Raw genomic sequence first — 25,676 nt, forward strand, 5'->3', positions numbered from 1 at the left:
CACCCACACCAAGCAGGCAACCCCACCAGGGCCATCCGTCCCACCCGACTTCCGTCGGGCACTTTTACTACCTTACTCCGACTCATTTGCCCCGTCAACCCGGGTTTTTCCGGATCGTGGCGCTTCGTGCCGGTTTGACCACCTGGACGAGCGCACGGTGTCACCCGTGTGTCCGTACCCGGTTTGCAGGCCGGCCGCGACGTTTCCGTCGACTCGCCCGGTGCCCTGCGGTCATCAACCCTAGCCGGTCGGTCTCGCCGCTCCAAATCGGCCCCGGCGCTGCCGGTGCGACCCTCGCGACCCCGCCCGCCAGCTCCGTTCGGTGCGAACACCCGGACCTGGAGGTTGTCCCACAGTTCCGGCCGGTCACCTCGGCTGCGATTGCGGCTCCGGTGTTTCCGTCCGTTCCCCTGCGGGCAGAGAGAAAGTTACGCGCCCGCCCGATCAGTCGTCAAATCGAGCGAACGCGTCCCACGTCACAACGTCGATCGACGCCTATTTGACCAGCTCAACCCCGGCAAACGTTCGCTTGCCGCGGCGCAGCACCAGGAACCGGCCGTACAGCAGCGTCTCGGCTGCAACCACCGCCTCGACGTCCGACACCCGCTGATTGTTGAGGTACGCACCGCCTTCGGCGATCGCCCGGCGTGCCTCGTTGAGACTGCCGACGAGTCCCGACTCCTTCAGCAACGTGGCCACTGCTGGCATCTCGCCGGTCACGGTGAGCAGGCCCGCCTCACGCAACGCGGCGTGCAGTGTCTCCGGAGCCAGTTCGTCCAGTGACCCCCGGCCGAACAGGGCCTGGCTGGCGGCCACCGCCTGGGCAGCCTCCACCGGACCGTGCACCAGGGCGGTGAGCTCCTCAGCCAGCGCGCGCTGGGCGATCCGCGCCGCCGGCCGGGCCGCTGACTCCCGCTCCAGTTCGGCTATCGTCTCGCGATCCTGGAAGCTGAAGTAGCGCAGGAACCGCCCGACGTCGCGGTCGTCGACGTTGACCCAGAACTGATAGAAGGCGTACGGACTGGTCAGCGCGGCGTCCAACCAGACCGCGCCGCCCTCGGTCTTGCCGAACTTGGTGCCGTCCGACCGGGTGACCAGCGGCGTGGTGAAACCGTGCACCGGGCCGGCTCCACGGCGCCGTACGTAGTCGACCCCTGCGGTGATGTTGCCCCACTGGTCGGAGCCGCCGAACTGCAGCAGGCAACCGTGCCGCCGGTGCAGCTCGAAGAAGTCGTTCGCCTGCAGCAGCTGGTAGCTGAACTCGGTGAAGCTGATGCCGCTGTCCAGCCGGGCCCGAACCACCTCACGGGCCAGCATCCGGTTGACCGGAAAGTGCTTGCCCACGTCCCGGAGAAACTCGACGACCGACATCGGCCCGGCCCAGTCCAGGTTGTTGACCGCCCGCGCCGCAACCGGTCCGGTGAACGATACGAACGGCGCGAGCTGGTCGCGGATCCGGTCGACCCAGCCCGCCACCACCTCAGGCGGGTTCAGGTTTCGCTCACCGCCCTCCTTCGGGTCCCCGATTTGCCCGGTGGCCCCGCCGACCAGCAGCAACGGCCGGTGCCCGGCGAGTTGCAGCCGACGGGCGGTGAGCACTTGGACCAGGTGGCCCACATGCAGACTGGGGGCCGTCGGATCGAAGCCGACGTAGAAGGTGGTGGGGTCGCTCAGCTGCCGACCCAGCTCGGTCACATCCGTGGCATCCTGGATCAGTCCTCGCCAACGCAGCTCGTCCAGCACGTCAGGCGTACCGGCCGGGTCTTGTTCGTCCGTCACGGCGCGATTGTCCCTCATCGCGGACCAGCAGGGACATCCGGTTTCCGACCTGCGGCGCAGCTCGCCCCGAACCCGTGGACCCATCGGGACCTGTCGTTGACCGGACCAGGCCGGACGGCCCGCCGGGCAGGGCAGCCCGGGCTGACCGTGCGGCACGCCGACAGCGAACGGCACGCAGTACAGGTCCGTGGCCACCAGATCGTCGTCGACCAGCCGGTGAGCGGCGCCGGCTCGGACAGCGCATCAGCGCCGGTCGAGTTGTTCGTCGCCGCGCTCACGTCGTGTGTGGCGTACTACGCCGGCCGCTACCTGACCTGCAGCGATGACCGGTGTCGGCGGTGGCACGGCCGACCGAGCGGGTTTCACGTCATCGATCACCACGCCGTGCCCGCAACGGGCGGCTGTGGCAGGGTGGCACCGTGGCGATGACACCCGTGAGCCCGGCGGCGCGTGGCGCCCACCGAGCCGTCCGGCTCGAGGATGCCATCCATGCCTTGTTGGAACGCCGGCTGCGGCGACGAGGTTGGGATCTCACGCTCATTCCGTACACCGGTTACGGCGCGCCGGGCTGGGTACGGGTGATGGCCCGGGTGCTGCTGGGTCGGCCTGATCCGCCACGTCGGCGAGCGAAGAAGGTACGGGGCTGGCGCAGCTTCGCCACCCTGCCGGTGAAGGACGCGCCGGTGGTGATCGAAGCCGGCGGCAAGCGGCACGAGGTCCAGGCCGACCGGGGCGGGTTCGTGGACACGGTCGTGCCGGCCGATCTGAAGCCCGGCTGGACGTCGGTACGGCTGCACAGCGGTGACTCCGAGCCGGTCGACGCGCCGGTACGTATCGTTGACCCGCAGGTCCGGTTCGGCATCATCTCCGACGTCGACGACACGGTCATGGTGACCGCGCTGCCCCGGCCGATGCTGGCCGCGTGGAACACGTTCGTGTTGGACGAGCACGCCCGGGCCTCGGTCGCCGGGATGGCGGTGCTGTACGAACGCCTGGTCACCGCGCATCCGGGTGCACCGGTGCTCTACCTGTCCACCGGTGCCTGGAACGTCGCGCCGACCCTGAGCCGGTTCCTGTCCCGGCATCTCTACCCGGCCGGCCCGCTGCTGCTGACGGACTGGGGTCCGACCACCGAACGGTGGTTCCGCAGCGGTCGGGAGCACAAGCGCGCCAGCCTAGCCAGGTTGGCGGAGGAGTTCCCGCAGATCCGCTGGCTGCTGGTGGGCGACGACGGGCAGCACGATCCGGAGATCTACGCCGAGTTCGCGGCGCAACACCCGGACAGCTTGGCTGCGGTGGCGATCCGTCGGCTCTCGCCGACCCAGGCGGTCCTGGCCGGCAACCTGCCGGCACCGGCCGGTGAGACCTCCAGGGCTGCCGGGCCGGATGGCCGGCGGTGGTTGTCCGCGCCCGACGGTGCCGGCCTGGCACACCTGCTGCGTGAGGCGTGGCTGCTGTGACCGGCTGCCGGAGCCGGCGGCTCAGCTGACCGGCGGCTCAGTCTGGCGGCGGGGCGTCCACCGGGCCGGCCTCGACGAGGCGCTGTCGGAGCCGGTCTCGGATCTGCTCCGCGGTGTAGGCCCGACGGCGTCGTTCGGCCCGGACGACGACCGCTCCGGTCGCGGCGACCCCGACGAACGCGGCCAGGCCCATTACCTTCCACCAACGCATCGGCCTAGGGTAGTCGAGTGACCGGCGAACCACTCTCCCTCGACGCGGCGGTCGAGCTGACCCGCACCGGTGACCTGTGGCTGTTTCGCGGGCGAACGATGCCCGACCGGGCGATCCAGATGACCACCAACAGCCCGGTGAACCACGTGGGGATGGCGGTGGTGATCGAAGATCTCCCACCGCTGCTGTGGCACGCCGAGCTCGGTCGGTCACTGCCGGACATGTGGTCGGGCAGCCACCACAGAGGGGTGCAGCTGCACGACCTGCGCGACGCGGTCACGGTCTGGGCACGGCGCTACGGTCAGCGGGCCTGGCTGCGGCAGTTGGAGCCGCCCGCCGACAGCGCGATGGAGGATGCCGTGCTACGGACCGTCGCCCGGTTGGACGGCACCCCGTTCCCGTCCACCGCCGCGCTGGCCTGGCGGTGGCTGCGGGGTCGTACCCCGTCCGTACGGCGGGCGCCGCTGGCCGGCGCGGTACACGAACGGTTGGCCAGCTGGTTACCGCCGGTTGGTCGGGGTACGGGTGGCGCCGAAGCAGCCGAGGGGTCGGGTGGCGCCGGACCGTCGCCTGACGGTGCTGCCGGCCGAACGGATCTGGAGAGTGTCTACTGCGCCGAGGTGATCGCGGTGACCTACGAGGCGATGGGGCTGCTGCCAACAGGCCGGCGGACCAACTGGTACGACCCGGGCCGGTTCTGGAGCGGTGACCGGCTCCGGCTGAGCGACGGTGCGCAGCTCGGGGTGGAAATCGCGGTCCGGGCTCCGTCGGCGACCGTCGGACGGCGGGCCGCCGACACATCGGGATGACCCGCGCCGACGACCGAACTGGAAGCGATCAGCCGGCCGGCGGGTCCGGCCGGGACCGATCCGCCCGGTGGGAACGGCGACTGGCGGTGCCGGTGCTGATCGCGGCGCTGGCCTCGGTTCCGGCGGTGTTCCTCACCCTCGCCGGCGGGGCCCTGGCAACGGTCGGTGAGGTACTGCACTGGGCGAGCGGAGCGGTGCTGGTCGCCGAGACCGCCGTACTGCTGACCTTCTCCGCCGACCGGCTGGCGTGGCTGCGGCGCAACCGAGGGCTGGTGACGCTGACCCTGATCGTGGTCCCGGTCACCATCTTGGCGTTGGGGCCGCTGCAGGTGTTCCGGTTGATCTACACGGTAGGCACGTTGCGGCTGGTCCGGGCCCGACGGATCGTGCGCGCTGTGCTAGTGCTGCACGGCCGGTTCGGACCGAGCGGGCCGTGGGCGACCGCGTTCGCCCTCGGCGCCGGAGTACTGGTCGCCGCGTTCGTGGCGATCACGTTGGTGGATCCCACGTCCCGCTCCCGGATGCTGCTGCAGGACTGGTTCGGCTGGACTGGCAGCGGTCACGTGGTCGCGGTCTGTCTGGCCGGAGCGATTGTGTTCGGTGCCACCTGGGTGGCGCTGCGCAACCGTCGCCAGTCCGGGCAGCACGACGACGCGGCGCCGGAGTAGTCCGGTATCGTCGGAGTAGTCCGGCAGCCGCCGACGCCGGGCGGCCGGCCGCCGCGACTGCGGCGAGGGACAATGGTCGGGTGAAACCGTGGCTGCAGCTGACCAGCGCTGACCTGATCGCCCAACTGCCGGCGGGTGAGGACCAGCAGGTGCACTTTCCGGAGGCTCTGGTCGAGGCGGTGATCGACGAGTACACCACGCCCGGGCAGGCGGTGCTGGACCCGTTCGCCGGCTATGGCACCACACTGGTGACGGCAGCGCGGATGGGTCGACGGGCGACCGGCGTCGAACTGCTGCCCGACCGGGTCGCGCTGATCCGGCAGCGGCTCGCCGGGGCGGCCGGTGCCGAGATCGTCGACGGTGACGCCCGGAAGTTGATCGGTCTGGTCGACGGGCCGTTCGACCTCTGCCTGACCTCACCGCCCTACATGGACGCGACGGACCATCCGGAGAACCCGCTCAACGCCTACGAGACCCTCGACGGTGACTACACCAGCTACCTCGACGAGATCGGTGACGTGTTCGGTCAGGTCGCCCAGTTGCTGCGGCCGGGCGGCCACGCCGTGGTGAACGTGGCGAACATGCGGGTCGACGGTCGGGTGACCACCCTCGCCTGGGACGTGGGTCGGGTGATCCGCGCCCACCTCACTCTGCTTCAGGAGTCGTTCCTGTGTTGGGACCACCAGCCCGACTGGCTGACCGGCGACTACTGTCTGGTTTTTCAGCGGCCGAGCTGAGCGGGCGGTTCTCGGCGTCGGCACGGTCGCCGTCACCCGCACGGTCGCCGTCGGTCCGCGAGGATCGGCGCAGCCGTACACCGCTGATGGCGTGGTGGTCAACGGAAGCGACGGTGATGGTCCAGCCGTCGACCCGGACCGACTCGCCCGCGTCGGTGGGAATGTGGCCGAGCCGGGCCAGCACCAGACCTGCCACGGTGGTGTAGTCGCCGGCCGGGCGGCCGGGCAGGTCGACCCCGATGTCCGGCAGGTCGTGCACGGGGAAGGTCCCGGGGACCAGCATGGTGCCGTCCGGCTCGATGCGTACGGCGCGGATGTCCCGGTCGGTCTCGTCGTAGATCTCGCCGACGATCTCCTCCAGTACGTCCTCCAGGGTGACGATGCCGTCGACGGCACCGCGTTCGTCGACGACCAGCGCGATGTGCTGGCGGTGTGTCTTGAACCGCCGCAACGCGTCGACCACCGGCAGCGACTCGGGCAGCAGCATGGGCGGGCGGGCAACCGCGTCGACCGGCCGGTCGACGGGTACGCCGACCAGGTCACGCAGGTGGATCACGCCGACGGTGTCGTCCAGCATCCCGTTACGGACCACCGGCGCGCGGGAGTGCCCGGAGGTGGCCAGCACGATCCGGGCCGCCTCGGCAGACGTACCGCTGTCCAGGGTGAAGACCTCCAGCCGGGGCACCAGCACCGCCCGCAGCCGCCGGTCGGCGATCTCCAGTGCCCCGGAGATGATGGTCTGCTGCTCGGCGGTGAACGCCCGGTGACCGGCCACGATGTCGCGCAGTTCGTCCGGGCTGATTTCGTCGCGGGTCGCCTTCGGATCGCCGCCGACGAGGCGGACCACGAGGTCGCTGGTGGCACCGAGCGCCCAGACCGCCGGCCGGGCCAGGCTGGCCATCATGTCGAGAGGCCGGGCCACCGCCAGCGCCCACCGCTCGGCCCGCTGCATGGCCACCCGCTTCGGGGCCAGCTCGCCGAAGACCAGTGTGACGAAGGTCAACACCAGGGTGATCAGCACGATCGCCACCGGCTCCGCAGCCCGGCCGAGCACGTCCAGCGCTGGCACCAACGGCTGGGCCAGCGACACCGCGGCGGTGGCGGAGGCCAGGAACCCGGCCAGGGTGATGCCGATCTGGATGGTGGCGAGGAACCGGTTCGGGTCCTTGGCGAGCTTGGCCAGGACCCGACCCGCCCGGCGGGACCGTTCCAGCCGCTGCAGCTGGCTGTCGCGCAGCGACACCAGGGCGATCTCGCTACCGGCGAAGACCGCGTTCAGCACCACCAGGATCCCGACCAGCGCGAGTTGTGTTCCGTACCCCTGCACGTACGCACCTTCCATCGCCGCCGTCGTGACCCGGATTCCGTCGCCGGTATGCTGCGGCCTGCTTTGCCCACCCGGGCCGGATGCGAATCCTGCCATCCGTCCGGTAACCGGGCCGCCGGTCACCTGGCATCCGGCGCGACTCTGTGCCCGGCGGCGGGCGAAGACCCTCCTAGCATTTTCGGCGAAGACCCTCCTAGCATTTTCTCAGCAAGGTTTCGTAGTGTCGGGTCGTATGAGCTGGAAGCATCACCTTGCCGTACGGATCGCCCGGTCAACCGGAATGCAGATCACCCGCCGGGGCGGCCGTCCCGCCTTCGTCCGCCGCCCGCACCGACTGCTGCGCCAACCGGTGTTCATTCTGTCGTCGGTCCGGTCGGGGTCGACACTGCTGCGAATGATGCTGAACAGCCACTCTTCGCTCTACGCTCCGCACGAGCTGCATCTGAGTAAGTTGCGGGTGGAGTTCAGTGACCACTACATCACGGACAGCATGGGCGAGTTGGGCTGGGACGCTCAGGAAATCACCCACCTGCTGTGGGACCGGGTGTTGGACGCGGCGTTGCAGCGCAGTGGCAAACAGGTCCTGGTCGAGAAGACTCCGCACAACGTGTTCATCTGGCCCCGGATCGCCCGGGTGTGGCCGGACGCGCGGTTCGTGTTCCTACTACGCCACCCGGCCGCGATCCTCGACTCGTGGAGCAGGGCTCGACCCCAGCAGACGCCGCAGGAGGCAGCCGAGAGCGTCGGCCGGTACCTGACCAAACTCGCCGAGGCACGCCGGGTACTTCCCGGACACACGGTCCGCTACGAGGATCTGGCCGCCGATCCGACGACCGAGACCCGGCGCATCTGCGAGTTCCTCGGTCTGGAGTGGGAGTCGGACATGGTGGAGTACGGCCGGTTCGACCATGGCCGGATCAAGGCCGGGCTGGGTGACTGGACCGGGCGGATCCGTACCGGCACGGTCCAGCCGCCTCGGGAACTGCCGGCCGACGTGGCGCTGCCGGGTCCGCTGTTCGAGGTTGCCAAGGGCTGGGGATACCCGGCCCGGCGGGATGGCTGAAGGCCGAGGTGCACTGCGGCGGTGGCCCTGCGCCGCGCAGCGCCTCGACGGCACCGACCGGATCGCCGGTGACGGCCAGCACGTCACCAAGTTCGGCCCAGGCCCGGGCCGCCCGTCGCGAGGCGCGCAGCCCGCTGAGGGCCGCAGCGGTCGCCCGTCATCCGGTCACGCTCGGCGCCCCGGTCCGGCCGCCGCGCGGCCGGGGAGCGGCCCGGCGGTACGCGCTGATCGTCGGCTCGCCGGCCAGCCAGAAGCGCCATGGCGTGTGCGGGGCCGCACCCACCCCCACCCGGGGGCCGGTGCGGACAGCTCCGGCCGGGATCGGCACCGGCGGTGGCGTCAGCGACAGCGGGCCGGTGCCGTCGAGCACCGACGTACCATTCGCCGTGCCGTCCAGCCCGAGCGCGGCCATCAGCCGGGCCGGACCACGGGCCAGGTCCCGGTCCGGCACCCGTACGCCACGGCGGTGCCGGGCCGCCCCGTGACCAGCGACGATCTCGCCGGCCCGCAGCAGCACCGCCGCCGCCTGTCCCGGCGGGCCGGTGACCACGTTGCCACACCAGTGCATGCCGTAGCTGAAGTAGACGTACAGCTGCCCGGGCGGCCCGAACATCGGGGCATTACGCGGCGTACGGCCCCGATGGGCGTGCGAGGCGGGGTCGGCGCCGACCCCGGCGTACGCCTCGACCTCGGTAAGCCGGACCTCGACATCGCCGACAGCGACCCGGCAGCCCAGCAACGCGCGGGCCGCAACGTCGACCGGTCCGGCGAGCACCGTCGCGAGATCGCCGATCGGCGCGGGTGGTCTCATGGTGCCAGCACAGCACAGCGACCCAGCACACCACCGCCCGGGAGCGACCGATGAGTCCCGCCGACACCCCGCCACCGCCGTACTACCTGGTGGTCTTCGCCTCTACCCGCACCGACGACGACCACGGCTACGCGGCCACCGCCCGCCGGATGCTGGAACTCGCCGACGCGCAGCCAGGCTTCCTGGGCGTGGACAGTGCCCGGGACCCCGACGGGGTCGGCATCACCGTCTCCTACTGGCGTGACGAGGAGTCGATCGCCGCCTGGCGTCGACACGTCGAGCATCTGGTCGCCCAGGCCGATGGGCGGGCCCGGTGGTACGCCAGCTTCGCGGTGCACGTGGCCCGGGTGGAGCGGGCCTACCGGTTCCCGTCACCCACCCGGTGACCCGGACCCGGCTGGCGGCCAGGTCAGCGGGGCACCACCGACTCCGCCGCCCACTGCCGCCACCCGCTCAGTTGCTCCGTAACGGCAACCAACTGGTCGGACACCGGACCGGGGCCGGTCGAGCCCGGCGTGGTCCGCACCGCGAGCGCCGACCGCACCGAGAGTACGTCTCGGACGCCGGCGTCCAGGTGCTCGCTGACCAGCCGCAGGTCGTCGTCGGAGACCTCGTCGAGCGCGCACTCCCGGGCTGAGCAGAGCGCCACCAGCTTGCCGGTTACCTCGTGCGCGTCCCGGAACGGCACACCCTTGCGGACCAGCCAGTCCGCCACCTCGGTGGCCAGGGTGAACCCGGCCGGGGCGGCGGCGGCGAGCCGGTCCACCCGTACCGTCATGGTGGAGATCATCCCGGCCAGGGCCGGCAGCAGCAGTTGCAGGGTGTCGACGGCGTCGAACGCCGGCTCCTTGTCCTCCTGCATGTCCCGGTCGTAGGTCAGCGGCAGCCCCTTGAGCATGGTCAACACGGCCACCAGCCCGCCGACGAGCCGGCCGGACTTGCCCCGGGCCAGCTCGGCGATGTCGGCGTTCTTCTTCTGCGGCATGATCGACGACCCGGTGGCGAAGGCGTCGTCCAGCTCCACCCAGCCGAACTCCTGCGAGGTCCAGAGCACCACCTCCTCCCCCAGCCGGGACAGGTGGACCCCGACCATCGCGGTGGCGAAGAGGAACTCGGCGGCGAAGTCCCGGTCGGCGACCGCGTCCATCGAGTTGGCGAACGAGGTCCGAAATCCCAACTCCTTGGCCACCGCAGCCGGATCCAGCGGAAGGCCGGAGCCGGCCAGCGCGCCGGCACCCAACGGTGACACGGCGGTGCGGTCGTCCCAGTCGCGCAACCGGTCCAGGTCGCGCAGCAGCGGATGGACGTGGGCGAGCAGCCAGTGCCCGAACGTCACCGGCTGGGCGTGCTGCACGTGGGTCATCCCGGGCGCGGGGGTCTCCAGGTGCCGCTCGGCCTGCTCGACCAGGGCAGCGGCCAGCTCGACCAGCTGTGCTGCCAGGCCACGGGCGTGGTCGCGCAGGTACAGCCGCAGGTCGGTGGCGACCTGGTCGTTACGGGACCGGCCGGCGCGCAGCTTGCCGCCGAGCGAGCCGAGCCGCTCCAGCAGGCCGCGTTCCAGCGCGGTGTGCACATCCTCGTCGTCCACGGTCGGCCGGAACGACCCGGAGGCGCAGGCCGCCTCCAGGTCGTCCAACGCGGCCAGCATCCGGCCCAGTTCGTCCGGGTCGAGCAGGCCGGCGGCGGCCAGCACCCGGGCGTGCGCCCGGGAGCCGGCGATGTCGTACGGGGCCAGCCGCCAGTCGAACTGGACGCTGACCGACAGGCGGGCCAGTGCCTCGGCCGGCCCGCCGGCGAAGCGGCCACCCCACAGGCTGGTGCGGTTCGGGCTGGCGGTGTTCTCGGTCAGGCTCTTGTCGTCCACGGCGACCATTGTCGGGGTCAGGCCTGCGAGCCGGGCAGCCGGGTTTGCCCACCGGGGCCGGCGAGCCGGGTGTCGCGGGCGGTGGCCAGCCGGCTGGACAGTCCCCACAGCTGCACGAAGCCCTTCGCCTGGCTCTGGTCGAAGGTGTCACCGGTGTCGTAGGTAGCCAGGTTGAAGTCGTACAGGCTGGCCTCGGAACGCCGGCCGACGACGACCGGCCGGCCGCCGTGCAGCACCATCCGGATCTCGCCGGTGACGTGCCGCTGCGTCTCGTCGATGAACGCGTCGAGGGCCTGCTTGAGCGGGGAAAACCACAGGCCGTCGTAGACCAGCTCGCCCCAGCGCTGGTCCACGGTCCGCTTGAACCGGGCCACCTCGCGCTCCACGGTGACGTTCTCCAGCTCCTGGTGGGCGTTGATCAGCGCGATCGCGCCCGGGGCCTCGTACACCTCGCGGCTCTTGATCCCGACGAGCCGGTCCTCGACCATGTCCAGCCGCCCGATGCCCTGCGCGCCGGCCCGCCGGTTGAGCTCCACCACCGCCTGGTACGGGGTGACCGTCTCGCCGTCGATCGCCACCGGCACGCCGGCGTCGAAGGTGATGGTCACCTCGTCGGCGTCGCGCGGCACGGCCGGGTCGGCGGTGTATGCGTACAGGTCCTCGATCGGGGCGTTCCAGATGTCCTCCAGGAAGCCAGTCTCCACCGCCCGGCCCCACAGGTTCTGGTCGATCGAGTACGGCGACTTGTGCGAAACGTCGACCGGCAGCCCCTTCTCCTCGGCCAGCGCGATCGCCTTGTCCCGGGTCCAGGCGAAGTCGCGGGCCGGGGCGACCACCTTCAGCTCCGGCGCGAGCGCGCCGATGCCGACCTCGAAGCGAACCTGGTCGTTGCCCTTGCCGGTGCAGCCGTGTGACACCACGGTGCCGCCGTGCTTGCGGGCCGCTGCGACCAGATGCTTGACGATCAGCGGCCGGCTCAGCGCCGACACCAACGGATACCGGTCCATGTAGAGGGCGTTGGCCCGCAGCGCCGGCAGGCAGAAGTCGGCGGCGAACTCGTCCCGGGCGTCGACCACCTCGGATTCGACGGCACCGCAGTCCAGCGCCCGCTGCCGGATGGCGTCCATGTCCTCGCCGCCCTGGCCGACGTCGACCGCGACGGCGATCACCTCGGCGCCGAGTTCCCCGGCGAGGTACGGAATGGCGACCGAGGTGTCCAGGCCGCCGGAGTAGGCGAGTACCACCCGCTCAGTCATGATGTCGTGCTCCTCGTTGGATGTGCGTATCGGGAAAATCAGGTGGTGGTCAGGCGGTTCAGCGGGGGTGTTCGGGCCGTTCAGGGGGTGTTCGGGCCGGGCGGGGTGGCGGCCCAGGTGGAGAGCTTTCCGGCCAGGTCGGCACCGCCGGCCGGGCCGCGGGCGACGACCAGGATGGTGTCGTCACCGGCGATGGTGCCGACCACGTCCGGCAGCCCGGACCGGTCCAGCGCGCTGGCCAGGAACTGCGCCGCACCCGGTGGGGTACGCAGCACACAGATGTTGCCGCTGGCGTCGACTCCGGTGAGCAGCTCGTGCAGCAGCCGGACCAGGCGGGCCGGGGCCTGCTCGGCGGGCCGCAGCGTCGGGTTGCCGTCCTCGGGGATCAGGTAGACCGCTGGGCCGCCGTCGCGGCCGCGTACCTTGACCGCGCCGAGTTCCTCCAGGTCCCGCGACAGGGTCGCCTGGGTGACCTGCATGCCGTCGGCGGCGAGCAACTCGGCCAGCTCGGTCTGTGACCGGACCGCCCTGGCCCGGATCAGCTCGGTGATTCGGGCGTGCCGGGCGGTCCGGGTCGCCGGCCCGGTCACGACGGCCCGTCCTGCTGGCGCAACAGCCAGGTAAGCAGCGCCTTCTGCGCGTGCAGCCGGTTCTCTGCCTGGTCGAACACGGCGCTGCGCGCGCCGTCGAGCACGTCGTCGGTGATCTCCTCACCCCGGTGGGCGGGCAGGCAGTGCAGCACGATCGCCTCCGGCGCGGCGGCGTCGAGCAGATCCTGGTTGACCTGGTACGGCCAGAACGGAGTACGCCGGTCCCGCCCGTCGGCCTCCTGGCCCATCGACGTCCAGGTGTCGGTGGCCAGCACGTCGGCGCCGTCGACCGCCTCCTTCGGGTCCCGGATGACCTGCACCGACCCGCCGGTCCAGGCGGCGATCTCCCCGGCCCGGGAAACCACCGACGGGGACGGGTCGTGCCCGGTCGGCCCGGAGACCCGCACATGCATCCCGGCGGTGGCCCCGGCAAGCAGGTAGGAACTCGCCATGTTGTTCGCGGCGTCGCCGACGTACGCCAGGGTCCGTCCGGTGGTGTCGCCGCAGTACTCCCGCACGGTCAGCAGGTCGGCGAGCAGCTGGCAGGGGTGGAACCCGTCGGTGAGCGCGTTGACCACCGGTACGCTCGCCCCTGCCGCGACCTCGGCGAGCCGGTCGTCGCCGAAGGTACGCATCACGATCGCTGACACGTACCGCGACAGCACCCGACCGGCGTCGGCCAGAGTCTCCCCGCGACCGAAATGGGTGGCCTGGGTGTCCACCACGATCGGGTTGCCGCCCAGCTCGGCGATGCCGACGTCGAACGACAGCCGGGTCCGCAGGCTCTGCTTGTCGAACAGCACCGCGACCGAGCGAGGGCCGGCCAGCGGCCGGTGGCCGTACCGGTCCGCCTTCATCGCCGCCGCCAGATCCAGCACCGCCGACTGCTCGGCCGGGCTCAGGTCGTCGTCGCGCAGCAGGTGCCGGATCACGACGCCGCTCCAGTGGTCGCCACGGCATCGGCGACGGCGGTGAGGACCGCCGGCAGCGCGGCCAGGAACTCGTCGGCCTGCTCCACGGTGAGAATCAGCGGCGGAGCCAGCCGGATCAGATCCGGCTGGGCCGGATTGACCAGGAACCCGGCGTCGCGCAGCCCGGCCGCGACCGCGGCCGAGACCGGCGCGGTGAGCACCACGCCGAGCAGCAGACCGGCACCCCGAACCCCGGCGATCAGCGGGTGGCCGAGCGACTCGACGCCCCGGCGCAGTTGCTCGCCGACCCGCTTGACGTGGTCGAGCAGCCCTTCGGCGGCGATGGTGCGCAGCACGGCGAGGGCGGCGGCGCAGCAGACCGGATTGCCGCCGAAGGTGCTGCCGTGACTGCCCGGGGTGAGCAGCGCGGCCGGAGTGCCCACGCCACCGACCTGGGTGTCAGCGAAGGCGATGCAGGCACCGATCGGCAGCCCGCCGCCGAGACCCTTCGCCAGGGTGACGACGTCCGGGGTGATCCCGTCGGCCTGGTGGGCGAACCAGTGGCCGGTCCGTCCCACCCCGGTCTGCACCTCGTCGAGGGTGAGCAGGGCACCGTGCCGGCTGGTGATCTCCCGGGCGGCGGCCAGGTAGCCCGGCGGGGGCACCACCACGCCGGCCTCACCCTGGATCGGTTCCAGGATCACCATGGCGGTGCGGTCGGTGACGGCGGCGGCGAGCGCCTCGGCGTCGCCGTACGGCACGTGGGTGACCTCGCCGGGCAGCGGCCGAAACGGGTCGGCCTTGGCCGGCTGCCCGGTCAGGGCCAGGGCCCCCATGGTCCGCCCGTGGAAGCCTTCGTGGGTGGCGACGACGTGGGTCCGACCGGTACGCCGGGACAGTTTGAACGCGGCTTCGACCGCCTCGGCCCCGGAGTTGCAGAAGAAGACGGCGCCGGGGCGTCCGGTGAGGGCGAGCAGCAGTTCGGCCAGGGCCACCGGCGGTTCGGCGACGTAGAGGTTCGAGACGTGTCCGAGGGTCCCGATCTGCCGGCTGACGGCCTCGACGACCGCCGGGTGCGCGTGTCCGAGCGAGTTGACCGCGATGCCGCCCAACAGGTCGAGGTAGCGTCGGCCGTCCTCAGCGACGACAGTCGTGCCCTCGCCGCGCACCAGCGCCAGCGGCGGTGTGCCGTAGTTGTCCATCAACGATGCGGACCAGCGGTCCCGCAGCGACGCCATTCAGGACTCCCCGTCGTTCGTCGGATCGGTGACCATGGTGCCGAAGCCCTCCGAGGTGAAGACCTCCAGCAGGGTGGAGTGGGCTACCCGGCCGTCAACCACGTGCGCGGCGGGCACCCCGCCGCGTACCGCCCGCAGGCACGCCTCCATCTTCGGCACCATGCCGGCGGCCAGGGTGGGCAGCAGGCCGGCCAGGTCGTCGGCGGTGATCCGGCTGATCAGGCTGCCGGTGTCGGGCCAGTCGGCGTACAGGCCGGGCACGTCGGTGAGCACGACCAGCTTGCGGGCCCGCAGTGCGACGGCCAGCGCGGCGGCGGCCGTGTCGGCGTTGAGGTTGTGTAGTACGCCGTCGACGTCGGGTGCGACCGTGGAGATCACCGGAATCCGGCCGGCCGAGATGATGTCGGCGACCGCCGACGGGTTGACCGTGTCGACGTCGCCGACCTGGCCAACATCGACCGGTTCGCCGTCGACCCAGGCGGGGCGGCGGACGGCGGTGAACAGGTGGGCGTCCTCGCCGGACAGCCCGACGGCGTAGGGCCCGTGCTCGTTGATCAGGCCGACGAGTTCCCGGCCGACCTGGCCGACGAGCACCATCCGGACGACGTCCATCGCCTCCGGGGTGGTGACCCGCAGGCCGCCCTTGAACTCGCTGGCGATGCCGAGCCGGCGCAGCATGCTGGAGATCTGCGGGCCGCCGCCGTGCACCACGACCGGTCGGATGCCGGCGTACCGCAGGAACACCATGTCGGCGGCGAAGGCCCGCTGCAGCTGCGGGTCGATCATCGCGTTGCCACCGTACTTGACGATTACCGTGGCCCCGTGGAAGCGGGCCAGCCAGGGCAGCGCCTCGATCAGGGTGGCGGCCTTGGCCTGGGCGAGGCTGAGATCGCGGCTCAGCGTGCTGTGCGGCGCGGTCGGCCGGGTGGTGTCGGTCATGTCGAGTACGCCGAGTTCTCGTGCACGTACGCGTGCGACAGATCGTTGGTCCAGATGGTCGCGGTGGCGGCACCGGCGTGCAGGTCGATCCGGATGTGCACCTGCCGGCCGGTGAGGTCGACCTGGTCGCGGGGTGCGGCGGCGGCCCCGTCCCGGCAGATCCACACGTCGTTGATCGCCACGTCGAGCTGGTCGGGGTCGAACACCGCGCTGGTGGTGCCGACCGCCGCGAGGATCCGTCCCCAGTTGGGGTCGTTGCCGAACAGCGCCGTCTTGACCAGGTTGTTGCGGGCCACCGCCCGGCCGACCTGCACCGCGTCGGTCTCGCTGGCCGCGCCGACCACCTCGATGGCGACCTCCTTGCTGGCGCCTTCGGCGTCGGCGATCAGTTGCCGGGCCAGGTCGGCGCAGGCGGCGGTGACCGCGGCGGTCAGCTCCCCGGCCGACGGGGTGACCCCGGAGGCACCGCTGGCCAGCAGCAGCACCGTGTCGTTGGTGGACAGGCAGCCGTCGGAGTCGACCCGGTCAAAGGTGGTGCGGCAGGCTTCGCGCAGAGCGGCGTCGAGGTCGGCGGGGTCGGCGAGCGCGTCGGTGGTCAGTACGCAGAGCATCGTCGCCATGGACGGGGCGAGCATGCCCGCGCCCTTGGCCATCCCGCCGACCCGCCAGGCCGGTCCGGCGGCGCCAGCCGGTCCGCCGGCGACGACGGTGGTCTTCGGCCGGGTGTCGGTCGTCATGATCGCCTCGGCGGCGGCCGGTCCGGCGTCGTCGGCCAGCCCGGCGACCGCCGCCGTCACCCCGGCGAGCAGCTTGTCCATCGGCAGCCGTTCGCCGATCAGCCCGGTCGAGCAGACCGCGACCTCACCGGCGCCGACGTCGGTGCCAGTGCCAGTGCCAGTGCCAGTGCCAGTGCCAGTGCCGGACAGTGTCGCGGCGACGTGTTCGGCGGTGGCGTGGCTGTCCTGGAAGCCGCCCGGCCCGGTGCAGGCGTTGGCTCCGCCGGAGTTGAGCACCACCGCGCGCAGCTTGCCGGCGCGCAGGACCTGCCGGCTCCACCGCACCGGCGCGGCCTGCACCCGGTTGGTGGTGAACACCCCGGCGGCGGCCGTGGCCGGTCCGTCGTTGACGACCAGGGCGACGTCGGCGGCGCCGCCGCTCTTCAGCCCGGCGGCCACCCCGGCCGCCCGGAACCCGTTCGGCGCGGTCACCGTCATGGCGCGACCCCAAGAGCAGTCAGGCCGGTGGTCTCCGGCAGACCGAGCATCAGGTTGGCGCACTGTAGTGCCTGACCAGCGGCGCCCTTGCCGAGGTTGTCGATGGCGCTGGTCACGATCACCCGTCCCGAGTCGACGTCGGTGGTCACCTGCAGCTGGCAGGCGTTGGATCCGAGGGTCGCGGCGGTGACCGGCCAACTACCGGCGGGCAACAGGCGCACGAACGGCTCGTCGGCGTACGCGGCGGTCAGCGCCTCGCGCGCGGCGGCGGCCGGGTCGGCGGCGGTGTCGGCCGGGCGGGCCGTGACCGTGGCCAGGATGCCGCGCGGCATCGGAGCCAGCACCGGGGTGAAGGACAGGCTGGTCGCGCCGGTGGCCTGCTTGATCTCCGGGACGTGCTGGTGGGCGCCGACCTTGTACGGTGACAGGCTGCCCATCACCTCACTGGCCAGCAGGTGGGTCTTGGCGGACCGACCGGCACCGGAGGTACCACTGGCAGCGACCACCACGACGTCGTCCGGGGCGACCACTCCGGCGGCGATCAGCGGCGCGAGCGCCAGCGTGGTGGCGACCGCGTAGCAACCGGTTGCCGCGACCCGGTCGGCGGCGGCGACCCGGTCCCGCTGGCCGGACAGTTCCGGTAGGCCGTACGTCCATGCGCCGGTGTGCTGGCCGCCGTAGTAGCGGGACCAGGCTGCGGCGTCGGCGAGCCGGTGGTCGGCACCGAGATCGACGACCTTGACGTCGGCCGGCAGGGTGGCGGCGAGCGCGGCCGACTCGCCGTGCGGCAAGGCCAGGAAGACCAGGTCCGCAGCGGCCAGGTCGGCCGGATCGGTGGCGACGAACACCAGGTCGAGGCCGGCCAGATGCGGATGTACGGCGGCGACCGGCGCACCGGCCCGGCTGTGCGCCATGGCGGCGACCAGGTCCAGCTCGGGGTGCCCGGCGATCAGCCGCAGCAGCTCTCCCCCGGCGTACCCGCTCGCGCCGGCGACGGCGACCCGGATGCCCATACCCACCTCCGCATATCTATGCAGAGGACGGTATCAGAATGCATCCGAGCCGACAAGACCCTGTCCACCTGCCTGTCAGGTGCCCGCCGATCCGCCCGTCAGGTGTCGACGACCTCCACGTCGCGCCAGAAGGCGACCCGGTCGCGGACCATGTCGGCCGCCGGCAGCGGTTCCGGGTAGTACCAGACCGCGTCGGCGCTGCGCTGACCATCGCGCTCCAACGAGTAGTAGGACGCGTCGCCCTTCCATGGGCAGTGGGTGTGGGTGTCCGACTCACGCACCAGGTCGTCACGCAGCGACGACCGGGGAAAGTAGTGGTTTCCCTCGACGACGACCGTATCGTCGCTCTCGGCGATCACGAGTCCGTTCCAGATGGCCTTCGGCATACTGCCAGAGTAGCCACCACGCCTGTCGCGCATGGCTGTCGCGCAGCGGACAGTTCGACCACCGGCGCCCATCGTCCGCTATGGTCGGCGCACCCGCTACCGGCCGACCCGCCAGCGGGGAACCCGGGCCGCGCTATCCGGACGGTGTCACACCGAGCAGGATGAGCAAACCGGAGACGGCGCCCAGGAGCACGGCGACGAAGCCCAGCCCTTCCCGGACGTGACGGGTCACGATGGGAACCCGGCTCGGCGGCAATCCGGCGGCTGCGCCACCCTGCCGGGTGCCGGTCCGGGCCCGTGGCTGCGCGCCGAGCAGCCGCTCGATCTTGTCGAGGCGGTGCAGGTGACAGCCGATCAGCAGACCCGACCCCAGGTAGGGGCAGCCCCCGTCACGCCACAGCGACTCACCGCAGCGTGCCGGTACGGCCAGGACCGCGTACGGCAGCCCGACGGTGAGCGTGAGAAACCAGCCCCAGTGCGCCTGACCACTGACGAAGGCAGCGACGGCCGCCACGGCGATCGAGGCGCTGGCGGCAAGGCGTGTCCTGCGCCATCGAGGCATCGTCCGATCCTAGTCGGAGGGTCGACCGGGCCCACCCCTGGCCCGGCTTTGAACCCGGCTGGACCCGCCAGCCGGGCTCGGGGCGCGCTCGGCGACGGAACGCGCAGGCACCGCCCAGATAGATATGCCTCTATCATTATCGGTCGACCCGGTGACCCGCCGGCTCGACCGAGGAGGAGGTGGGGCGTGCGTCCCAAGGAGAATCACACCGGCCCGGCGGCCCTGGCCCGGCGTCGCACCCGATCAGCCGGCACGGCGGCCCTGGCCGGCGTCGCGGTCCTGGCAGTCACCGTGACGTCGGCGTTGGCCGCGACCACCGGGGACACCGCCTCCACCAGCCCTGCCGGCCCCGACCGACACCCGGCCACCTGGGTCGCCGCCTGGGCGCCCAGCCCGGTCGAGGGCAGCACCATCCCCTGGTCGGACTGCCCGGCCGGAGACGGGCTGACCAACCAGACGGTACGCAACGTCGCCTTCGTCAGCGCCGGTGGCCGGGCCGTCCGGGTACGGATCACCAACACGTTCGGCAGCCGGGAGCTGACCGTCGGCCGAGCCTCGGTCGCCGTGCAGCACGCCGGCGCGACCGCCGTGCCCGGCTCGATGCGGGAGCTGAGCTTCGGCGGTAGCCACGAGGTCACCGTCGCCGCTGGCGGTCGGGCGCTGAGCGACCCGGTCCCGCTGCGGGTCGCCGCGCTGAGCACCCTGCTGGTCAGTGTGTACGTACCGGAGCCGACCGGACCGGTGACCAACCATCCGTTCACCGCCCAGGGCAACCATCTTGCGGCCGGTGACCGGGCCGCCGCACCGACCGCCGAGGGGTACGCCGACACGCCATGCTGGATGCTGGTCGACGGAATCGACGTGCAGGCCGATCCCCGGGTCGTCGGCTCCGTGGTCGCGCTCGGCGACTCGATCACCGACACCGGCAACACCACCGGCAACGCCAACCGGCGCTGGCCCGATTACCTGGCCCGTCGCCTGCACGACCAGCGCGGGCCCACCCTGTCGGTGGTCAACGCCGGACTCGGCGGCAACCGGCTACTCGCCCCACGTGACGGGGAACCGTACTGGGGGGTGCCGGCGCTGGCTCGGCTGGAACGCGACGTCTACGCGCAGACCGGGGTCCGGGCGGTGATCCTACTGGAGGGCACCAACGACATCGGCTACAGCGCCCCGGTCGCCGACATCATCACCGGCTACCGGCAGGTGATCGCGCAGACCCGGGCCCAGGGGCTGCCGATCCTCGGCGGCACCGTGCCACCGTTCGGTGGCTCCTTCCTGGACACTCCCGAGCGGCAGGAAATCTGGCGCGACGTCAACCACTGGATCCGCACCAGCGGCGCCTTCGACGGGGTGATCGACTTCGCGGCGGCGCTGGCCGACCCGGCCGACCCGACCCGGCTGGCGACCGCCTACGACAGCGGTGACCACCTGCATCCCAACGATGACGGCTGCGCGGCGATGGCCGACGCCGTCGACCTCGCCGCGCTGCTGCGGCGCTGACACCGGTCACCGGTGGTCCCGGCGCCGGTCCGCCGTGTCGTCACGGCGGACCGGCGCCGGGACCCGGTGTCGGTCGGGTCAGGCGCCGCGCAGCGTGGCCCCGAGCCGTGACGCGGCCTCGGCGACCGCCGCGTCGCGGGCCGCCACCGCCTCCTCCACGGTCAGCGTGCGGTCCGGGGCGCGGAACACCAACTTGTACGCCAGTGACCTGCGCCCGGCGCCAACTTGCTCGCCGGCGTACACGTCGAAGAGCCGGACCGATTCGAGCAGCTCGCCGGCACCGGCCACCAGCGCGGCGCGGACCTGCGCTGCCGGGGTGGCCTCGTCGACGACCAGCGCCACGTCGATCAACGCCGGTGGGAAGCTGGAGAAGTCCGGTGCCGGCACGACCGGGGCCGGCGGCACCGCGTCCAGATCCAGCTCCATCGCACAGGTACGCCGGGGCAGTTCCAGCGCGGCGACCGCCGCCGGGTGCAGCTCCCCGGCGTGGCCGACCACCACCCCGTCGACGAGCAGTTCGGCGCAGCGGCCGGGATGCCAGGGCGCGTACTCGCCGGCGCGGACCTCGACCCGGTCGGCCGGGACACCGGCGGCGTCGAGCACGACCCGGCCGGCCTCGACGGCGTCGGCCCAGCTGGCCGGCCGGCCGGCGCCCCACCAGCCGCCCGGGGAGACGTCACCGGCGAGCACCACCGCCACGTGCCACGGCTGGTGCGGTACAGCGGCGTCGGCGGCCGCGAACACTTCGTCGGCGGGGCGGTCGTCGACCCCCATCGGCGGCGGTGCGGCGGCACCCGGCCGGGGTTTGAACACCACGCCGATCTCGTAGAGGGCGACGTCGCGCTGACCCCGGCCGATGTTGCGCCGCAGCGTCGCCAGCAACGGCGGCAGCAGGCTGGTCCGCAGCAGCGGGTCGGTGTCAGCCAGCGGGTTGGCCAGCCGGACCGCGTCGCGGCGCGGGTCGTCGGCGGGCAGCCCCAGGTCGTCGGCGACCTGCGGGGAGACGAACGGGTAGCAGAGCGCCTCGACGTGACCGGTCTCGGCCAGCGCCCGCGCCACCGACCGGCGGCGGCGTTGGCCGGCGGTGAGCCCCCGGCCGGCCGGGGCGGGCGGCAGGGCGCTCGGCACGTTGTCGTAGCCGTCGAGCCGGACCACCTCTTCGACCAGGTCGGCCGGGTCGGTCAGGTCGGGCCGCCAGCTCGGCGGGCCGACGACCAGCGGCGCCGTACCGTCGTCGGCTGCCGACGCCGCCGAGGTGGCGGTGGCCACGCCGGTGGCGGTGGCCACGCCGGTGGCGGTGGCCACGCCGGTGGCGACGACGCTGGCGCTGGCCGCCCCGGCGGTCAACCCGGTGGCGACGGTGCAGCCGACCGCCTCCAGCAGGTCGACTACCCGCTGCGGCGGGTACGCCACCCCGACCCGGCGGCTGGGCAGCCCGGCGTCGAGGACGATCGGGGCCGGCGGGGCGACGTGGTCGATGTCAAGAATCTCCGCGCCGGCGGAGCCGCCGGCGTGTTCGGTGAGCAGTGCGACGGCGCGGTCGATGGCGACCAGCGGCAGCGCCGGGTCGACGCCGCGTTCCCACCGTTTGGCGGCCTCGCTGAACAGCTTGTGCCGACGGGCGGTACGCCCGACCATCACCGGATCCCAGTGCGCGGCCTCGAACAGCACGTCGCGGGTGCCGGGCACCACCTCGCTGGTCTCGCCGCCCATCACCGCGGCGAGCGAGATCGGTCCGGTGTCGTCGCAGATCACCATGTCCTCGGCGTCGAGAACCCGGGCCACCCCGTCCAGGGTGGTCAGCTTCTCCCCCGCGACGGCGCGACGGACCACCAGCGGCCCGGCGAGCCGGTCGGCGTCGAAGGCATGCATCGGCTGGCCGAGTTCGAGCATCAGGTAGTTGGTGATGTCGACGGCGAGGCCGATGCTGCGTACCCCGGCGGTGGTCAGCCGGCGGGCCATCCAGGCCGGCGTCGGCGCGGTCGGGTCGATGCCGCGGACCATCCGGGCGGCGAACCGGTCGCAGCCGACGGTGTCGCGGACCTCGACCGGGTAGGCCGGGGTGTCGGTGGCGCCGGGTGCGTCGATCGCGGCCGGGTCCCGCCACGGTACGCCGAGCGCCTGGGCGAGTTCCCGGGCGATGCCGCGCACCGACATGGCGTACCCCCGGTCGGGGGTGATCTCGACCTCGACCACGACGTCGTCGAGGCCGACGACGGGCCGGGCGTCGTCGCCCGGCGCGGCGGTGACGTCCGGGGTCAGCACGATGATGCCGGCGTGGTCGTCGCTGACGCCCAGCTCCCGGGCGGAGCAGATCATGCCGTTGGAGTTGCGCCCGTAGGTTTTGCGAGCACCGATGGCGAACCCGCCGGGCAGCACCCCGCCGGGCAGGATGACGACGACCTTGTCGCCGGGGGCGAAGTTGGTGGCGCCGCAGACGATCTCCTGCGGCTCACCGGTGCCGTTGGCGGTGCCCACGTCGACCCGGCAGAACCGGATCGGCTTCTTGAAGCCGGTGAGTTCCTCGATTTCGCGGACCTCGCCGACGACGAGGGAGCCGGTGACGGTGCCGGCCAGGTCGACGATGGACTCGACCTCCAGGCCGAGCCCGACCAGGGCGTCTTCGAGCTGCTGTGGTGTCAGGTCGGCCGGCAGGTCGACGTGTTCGCGCAGCCAGGAAAGTGCGATCCGCATGTCTCAGACCTCCATCCCGAACGCGCGGGTGAACCGCACGTCACCTTCCACCATGTCGCGCATGTCGCTGATGCCGTGGCGGAACATCAGGGTGCGTTCGATGCCCATACCGAACGCGAATCCGGAGTAGACCTCCGGGTCGATGCCGCAGGCGCGCAGTACCCGGGGGTTGACCATGCCGCAGCCGCCCCATTCGACCCACCGTGGCCCGTCGCGGTGCTGCGGGAACCAGACGTCGAACTCGGCGGACGGCTCGGTGAACGGGAAGTAGTGCGGCCGCCAGCGGGTCCGGGCGGCGGCGCCGAACATCGCCCGGGCGAAGTGGTCCAGGGTGCCCTTGAGGTGCGCCATGGTGATACCCCGGTCGACGACGAGCCCCTCGACCTGGTGGAACACCGGGGTGTGGGTGGCGTCGAGTTCGTCGGTGCGGTAGACCCGCCCCGGGCAGACCACGTAGATCGGCGGGGTGCGGGTCAGCATGGTCCGGGCCTGCACCGGTGAGGTGTGGGTACGCAGCACCAGGCCGGGCAGGTCAAGGTGGAAGGTGTCCATCAGCCCGCGTGCCGGGTGGTCGGGGCTGATGTTGAGCGCGTCGAAGTTGGTCCACTCCAGCTCGGCCTCGGGGCCTTCGGCGATCTCGTAGCCCATCCCGACGAACAGTTCACCGATGCGTTCCATCAGGGTGGTCAGCGGGTGCCGGGCGCCGCGCGGGCGGCGGTCGTACGGCAGGGTGACGTCGACGCGTTCCTCGGCAAGCACCCGCCGGGCCCGCTCGGCTTCGAGTTCGCCGCGCCGGGCGTCGTACGCGGTCTGCACCGCGGTACGCGCCTCGTTGACCCGCTTGCCGGCGTCGGCCTTGGCGGCCGGCGGCAGCGCGCCGATTTCCCGGCGGGCCAGCGAGATCGGGGCGCGGTCGCCGAGGTGCTGGGGTCGCAGCGCGGTCAACGCGTCCAGGTCGGCGGCGGCGGCGAACGCCTCTTCGGCGTCAGCGACCGCACCGGTGAGCGCGGCCGGGTCGAGCAGCGCGACCTGCTTCGGATCGTATGGGTCGTTGCGGTAGGTCATGACGTGCGGGCACTCCCTCGCGGCGTGCGGTCACCGGGGCCGATGACCGGCAAGAGTCTACGGACGCGCGGCGCTGCCGCAGCCCGCCGGGAGGGTGCGCAGGCAGGAAGGGTCGGTCAGCCCTGCCGCCCGCCGGAACCGGCGGGCCGGGTAAACAGCCGATGAGGTGGCACACCGCAGCCGGGCCGCCGGTCGCGGCGCGTCGGCTGGTCGTCGACGCGCGCCGGGTAGCTGCGGACGCTCATCGCGTGGGCCTTCCTGCGCGCTGTGCTCTGGCCGAAGTGTACAGGCAGACGGCTGCGGCGGCAGCCAGGTTCAAGCTCTCGGCGCGGCCGTACAGCGGCACCCGGACCCGGGCGTCGGCCCGGTCGGCCAGCTCGGCCGGCAGGCCGTGCGCCTCGGTGCCGAACAGCCAGGCGGTCGGCGCGGCCAGCGCGCCCGAATCGGCGAGGTCGTCGAGGTCGGTGTCGCCGTGGCCGGTGGTGGCGAGCACCCGCAGGCCGGCGGCGCGCAGCTCGCTGACGACGTGTGCCGGGTCGCCGTGGCGGACCACGTCAACGTGGAACAGGCTGCCGGCGCTGGCCCGCACGCACTTGCCGTTGTACGGGTCGACGGCGGCGCCGGCGAAGACGACGGCGCCGGCGCCGGCGCCGGCGGCGGTGCGCAGCACGGTGCCGGCATTGCCCGGGTCGCGGATCTCGACCAGCACGGCGGCCAGCGCGGGCCGGCGGCGCAGCGCGCCGCCGAGGGTGACGTCGAGGTGGTCGCAGACGGCGACGACGCCCTGCGGGTTGACGGTCTCGGCCAGCGCGGTGAGCGCCGCGTCGTCGACGGTGGAGACGTCGATGCCGGCGCTGGCCGCCGCGACGGCCAGGTCGGTGTGCCGGGTACGACCGGCGGCGGTGGCGAACATCTCGCGGACCAGGCCGGGCACGGCGAGCGCCTCCCGGACGGCCTGCGGGCCTTCGGCGAGGAAACGCCGCGTCGCGTCGCGGTCGCGGCGCCGGTGCAGCCGCCGGGCGGCCACGATCCGGGGGGTACGAGTGGTGAACGTCGGCTGCCGGTCGTCGGCCCCGCCGGTGGTGGTGGCCGGGACACGGTCGAGGCGCCCGGCTGGCCGTGGTGCGGTCATGCCGGACGCCTCGATTCGTGCCATATGCGGGTCAGGGTCGCGCCGGTTCAGGCGGCCTGGGCCGCCGCGCCGCCGGTGCCTTCGGCGGCGACCGCCGTGCGGGCCACCTCCACCAGGGCGGCGAACGCGGTGGCGTCGTTGACCGCCAGGTCCGCGAGGACCTTGCGGTCGACCTCGACGCCGGCCAGCTTGAGGCCCTGGATGAGGCGGTTGTAGGTCATCCCGTTGGCGCGGGCCGCCGCGTTGATCCGGGTGATCCACAGCTGCCGGAAGTCGCCCTTGCGGTCGCGGCGGTCCCGGTAGGCGTACTGCATCGAGTGCAGCACCTGCTCCTTGGCCTTGCGGTACAGCCGGGACCGCTGGCCCCGGTAGCCGCTGGCATCCTCCAGCAGGGTACGGCGCTTCTTCTGGGCGTTGACGGACCGCTTGACGCGTGCCATTTCA

The 25,676-nt window shown here is 72.4% G+C and carries 25 protein-coding genes; 7 read left to right on the forward strand and 18 right to left on the reverse strand.

What is annotated here, in order from left to right; translation table 11 throughout:
• Nucleotides 1-495 precede the first annotated feature (495 nt).
• Complete coding sequence (tyrS, locus tag ACFHW1_RS25650) at nucleotides 496-1,779, reverse strand: tyrosine--tRNA ligase (RefSeq protein WP_416567763.1); 1,284 nt, start codon at nucleotides 1,777-1,779, stop codon at nucleotides 496-498.
• 425 nt (nucleotides 1,780-2,204) lie between these two features.
• Here tyrS and ACFHW1_RS25655 point away from each other — a divergent pair, with 425 nt between their 5' ends.
• Nucleotides 2,205-3,239, forward strand: a complete 1,035-nt coding sequence (locus tag ACFHW1_RS25655) for an App1 family protein (RefSeq protein WP_416557084.1) — start codon at nucleotides 2,205-2,207, stop codon at nucleotides 3,237-3,239.
• A 37-nt stretch (nucleotides 3,240-3,276) separates the two neighbouring features.
• Here the strand turns inward: ACFHW1_RS25655 and ACFHW1_RS25660 are convergent, their stop codons facing one another.
• A complete protein-coding gene (locus tag ACFHW1_RS25660; RefSeq protein WP_416557042.1) occupies nucleotides 3,277-3,450 on the reverse strand; it encodes a hypothetical protein in 174 nt (57 codons plus the stop codon).
• Nucleotides 3,451-3,467: 17 nt separating this feature from the next.
• Here ACFHW1_RS25660 and ACFHW1_RS25665 point away from each other — a divergent pair, with 17 nt between their 5' ends.
• The 3 genes from ACFHW1_RS25665 (at nucleotide 3,468) to ACFHW1_RS25675 (ending at nucleotide 5,664) form a co-directional block, all read left to right on the forward strand.
• Nucleotides 3,468-4,259, forward strand: a complete 792-nt coding sequence (locus ACFHW1_RS25665) for a hypothetical protein (protein ID WP_416557043.1) — start codon at nucleotides 3,468-3,470, stop codon at nucleotides 4,257-4,259.
• Between the two features lie 86 nt (nucleotides 4,260-4,345).
• A complete protein-coding gene (locus ACFHW1_RS25670; protein WP_416567762.1) occupies nucleotides 4,346-4,927 on the forward strand; it encodes a hypothetical protein in 582 nt (193 codons plus the stop codon).
• Nucleotides 4,928-5,007: 80 nt separating this feature from the next.
• The gene (locus ACFHW1_RS25675; RefSeq protein WP_416557045.1) at nucleotides 5,008-5,664 is read left to right on the forward strand and encodes a TRM11 family SAM-dependent methyltransferase; all 657 of its coding nucleotides are present in this window, start codon (nucleotides 5,008-5,010) and stop codon (nucleotides 5,662-5,664) included.
• On the opposite strand, the gene ACFHW1_RS25680 is transcribed toward ACFHW1_RS25675, so the two are convergent.
• Entirely contained in the window at nucleotides 5,573-6,991 is a 1,419-nt protein-coding gene (locus ACFHW1_RS25680; protein WP_416557085.1) for a hemolysin family protein, read from the reverse strand. The two genes, ACFHW1_RS25675 and ACFHW1_RS25680, sit on opposite strands and share 92 nt — an antisense overlap.
• Nucleotides 6,992-7,223: 232 nt before the next feature.
• Here ACFHW1_RS25680 and ACFHW1_RS25685 point away from each other — a divergent pair, with 232 nt between their 5' ends.
• The gene (locus ACFHW1_RS25685) at nucleotides 7,224-8,054 is read left to right on the forward strand and encodes a sulfotransferase family protein (RefSeq protein ID WP_416557046.1); all 831 of its coding nucleotides are present in this window, start codon (nucleotides 7,224-7,226) and stop codon (nucleotides 8,052-8,054) included.
• A 157-nt stretch (nucleotides 8,055-8,211) separates the two neighbouring features.
• Here the strand turns inward: ACFHW1_RS25685 and ACFHW1_RS25690 are convergent, their stop codons facing one another.
• Nucleotides 8,212-8,865, reverse strand: a complete 654-nt coding sequence (locus tag ACFHW1_RS25690; protein WP_416557047.1) for a DNA-3-methyladenine glycosylase — start codon at nucleotides 8,863-8,865, stop codon at nucleotides 8,212-8,214.
• Between the two features lie 50 nt (nucleotides 8,866-8,915).
• Between ACFHW1_RS25690 and ACFHW1_RS25695 the strand changes: the two genes are divergently transcribed.
• A complete protein-coding gene (locus ACFHW1_RS25695; protein WP_416557048.1) occupies nucleotides 8,916-9,251 on the forward strand; it encodes an antibiotic biosynthesis monooxygenase family protein in 336 nt (111 codons plus the stop codon).
• 23 nt (nucleotides 9,252-9,274) lie between these two features.
• Here ACFHW1_RS25695 and argH read toward each other — a convergent pair whose 3' ends face one another.
• From argH to ACFHW1_RS25745, 10 genes are all read right to left on the reverse strand, one after another.
• Nucleotides 9,275-10,738 (reverse strand): argininosuccinate lyase, encoded by a 1,464-nt coding sequence (gene argH / locus ACFHW1_RS25700; RefSeq protein ID WP_416567761.1) that lies wholly within the window; start codon nucleotides 10,736-10,738, stop codon nucleotides 9,275-9,277.
• Nucleotides 10,739-10,746: 8 nt separating this feature from the next.
• Nucleotides 10,747-11,985: an argininosuccinate synthase gene (locus ACFHW1_RS25705; RefSeq protein ID WP_416616299.1), complete on the reverse strand. Its 1,239-nt coding sequence runs from the start codon at nucleotides 11,983-11,985 to the stop codon at nucleotides 10,747-10,749.
• 80 nt (nucleotides 11,986-12,065) lie between these two features.
• Nucleotides 12,066-12,575 (reverse strand): arginine repressor, encoded by a 510-nt coding sequence (locus ACFHW1_RS25710; protein WP_416557051.1) that lies wholly within the window; start codon nucleotides 12,573-12,575, stop codon nucleotides 12,066-12,068.
• Complete coding sequence (gene argF / locus ACFHW1_RS25715) at nucleotides 12,572-13,507, reverse strand: ornithine carbamoyltransferase (RefSeq protein WP_416557052.1); 936 nt, start codon at nucleotides 13,505-13,507, stop codon at nucleotides 12,572-12,574. The genes ACFHW1_RS25710 and argF overlap by 4 nt, the downstream gene beginning before the upstream one ends.
• Nucleotides 13,504-14,724 (reverse strand): acetylornithine transaminase, encoded by a 1,221-nt coding sequence (locus tag ACFHW1_RS25720; protein ID WP_416567758.1) that lies wholly within the window; start codon nucleotides 14,722-14,724, stop codon nucleotides 13,504-13,506. The genes argF and ACFHW1_RS25720 overlap by 4 nt, the downstream gene beginning before the upstream one ends.
• Entirely contained in the window at nucleotides 14,725-15,663 is a 939-nt protein-coding gene (gene argB / locus ACFHW1_RS25725; protein ID WP_416557054.1) for an acetylglutamate kinase, read from the reverse strand.
• A complete protein-coding gene (gene argJ, locus ACFHW1_RS25730; protein ID WP_416616301.1) occupies nucleotides 15,660-16,877 on the reverse strand; it encodes a bifunctional glutamate N-acetyltransferase/amino-acid acetyltransferase ArgJ in 1,218 nt (405 codons plus the stop codon). Before argJ ends, argB begins: the two co-directional genes overlap by 4 nt.
• The gene (gene argC / locus ACFHW1_RS25735; RefSeq protein WP_416557056.1) at nucleotides 16,874-17,890 is read right to left on the reverse strand and encodes an N-acetyl-gamma-glutamyl-phosphate reductase; all 1,017 of its coding nucleotides are present in this window, start codon (nucleotides 17,888-17,890) and stop codon (nucleotides 16,874-16,876) included. Before argC ends, argJ begins: the two co-directional genes overlap by 4 nt.
• Nucleotides 17,891-17,988: 98 nt before the next feature.
• On the reverse strand, nucleotides 17,989-18,276 hold the full coding sequence (locus tag ACFHW1_RS25740; protein ID WP_416557057.1) for a DUF427 domain-containing protein: 288 nt from the start codon (nucleotides 18,274-18,276) through the stop codon (nucleotides 17,989-17,991).
• Nucleotides 18,277-18,409: 133 nt separating this feature from the next.
• Nucleotides 18,410-18,838 carry a hypothetical protein gene (locus ACFHW1_RS25745; protein ID WP_416557058.1) on the reverse strand — a complete coding sequence of 143 codons (429 nt, stop codon included), beginning with the start codon at nucleotides 18,836-18,838 and terminating at the stop codon, nucleotides 18,410-18,412.
• A gap of 186 nt (nucleotides 18,839-19,024) precedes the next feature.
• On the opposite strand from ACFHW1_RS25745, the gene ACFHW1_RS25750 reads away from it, so the two are divergent.
• On the forward strand, nucleotides 19,025-20,341 hold the full coding sequence (locus ACFHW1_RS25750) for an SGNH/GDSL hydrolase family protein (RefSeq protein ID WP_416567755.1): 1,317 nt from the start codon (nucleotides 19,025-19,027) through the stop codon (nucleotides 20,339-20,341).
• A 78-nt stretch (nucleotides 20,342-20,419) separates the two neighbouring features.
• On the opposite strand, the gene ACFHW1_RS25755 is transcribed toward ACFHW1_RS25750, so the two are convergent.
• The 4 genes from ACFHW1_RS25755 to rplT form a co-directional block, all read right to left on the reverse strand.
• Nucleotides 20,420-23,035 (reverse strand): phenylalanine--tRNA ligase subunit beta, encoded by a 2,616-nt coding sequence (locus ACFHW1_RS25755; RefSeq protein ID WP_416616303.1) that lies wholly within the window; start codon nucleotides 23,033-23,035, stop codon nucleotides 20,420-20,422.
• 3 nt (nucleotides 23,036-23,038) lie between these two features.
• The gene (locus ACFHW1_RS25760; RefSeq protein WP_416557060.1) at nucleotides 23,039-24,100 is read right to left on the reverse strand and encodes a phenylalanine--tRNA ligase subunit alpha; all 1,062 of its coding nucleotides are present in this window, start codon (nucleotides 24,098-24,100) and stop codon (nucleotides 23,039-23,041) included.
• A gap of 241 nt (nucleotides 24,101-24,341) precedes the next feature.
• Nucleotides 24,342-25,232 (reverse strand): TrmH family RNA methyltransferase, encoded by an 891-nt coding sequence (locus ACFHW1_RS25765; protein WP_416557061.1) that lies wholly within the window; start codon nucleotides 25,230-25,232, stop codon nucleotides 24,342-24,344.
• A gap of 47 nt (nucleotides 25,233-25,279) precedes the next feature.
• Nucleotides 25,280-25,672, reverse strand: a complete 393-nt coding sequence (gene rplT, locus ACFHW1_RS25770; protein WP_123601272.1) for a 50S ribosomal protein L20 — start codon at nucleotides 25,670-25,672, stop codon at nucleotides 25,280-25,282.
• Nucleotides 25,673-25,676 lie beyond the last annotated feature (4 nt).

Origin of the sequence: Micromonospora sp. LOL_014, assembly GCF_048060245.1 — a bacterium.
Taxonomy (GTDB): domain Bacteria; phylum Actinomycetota; class Actinomycetes; order Mycobacteriales; family Micromonosporaceae; genus Micromonospora_E.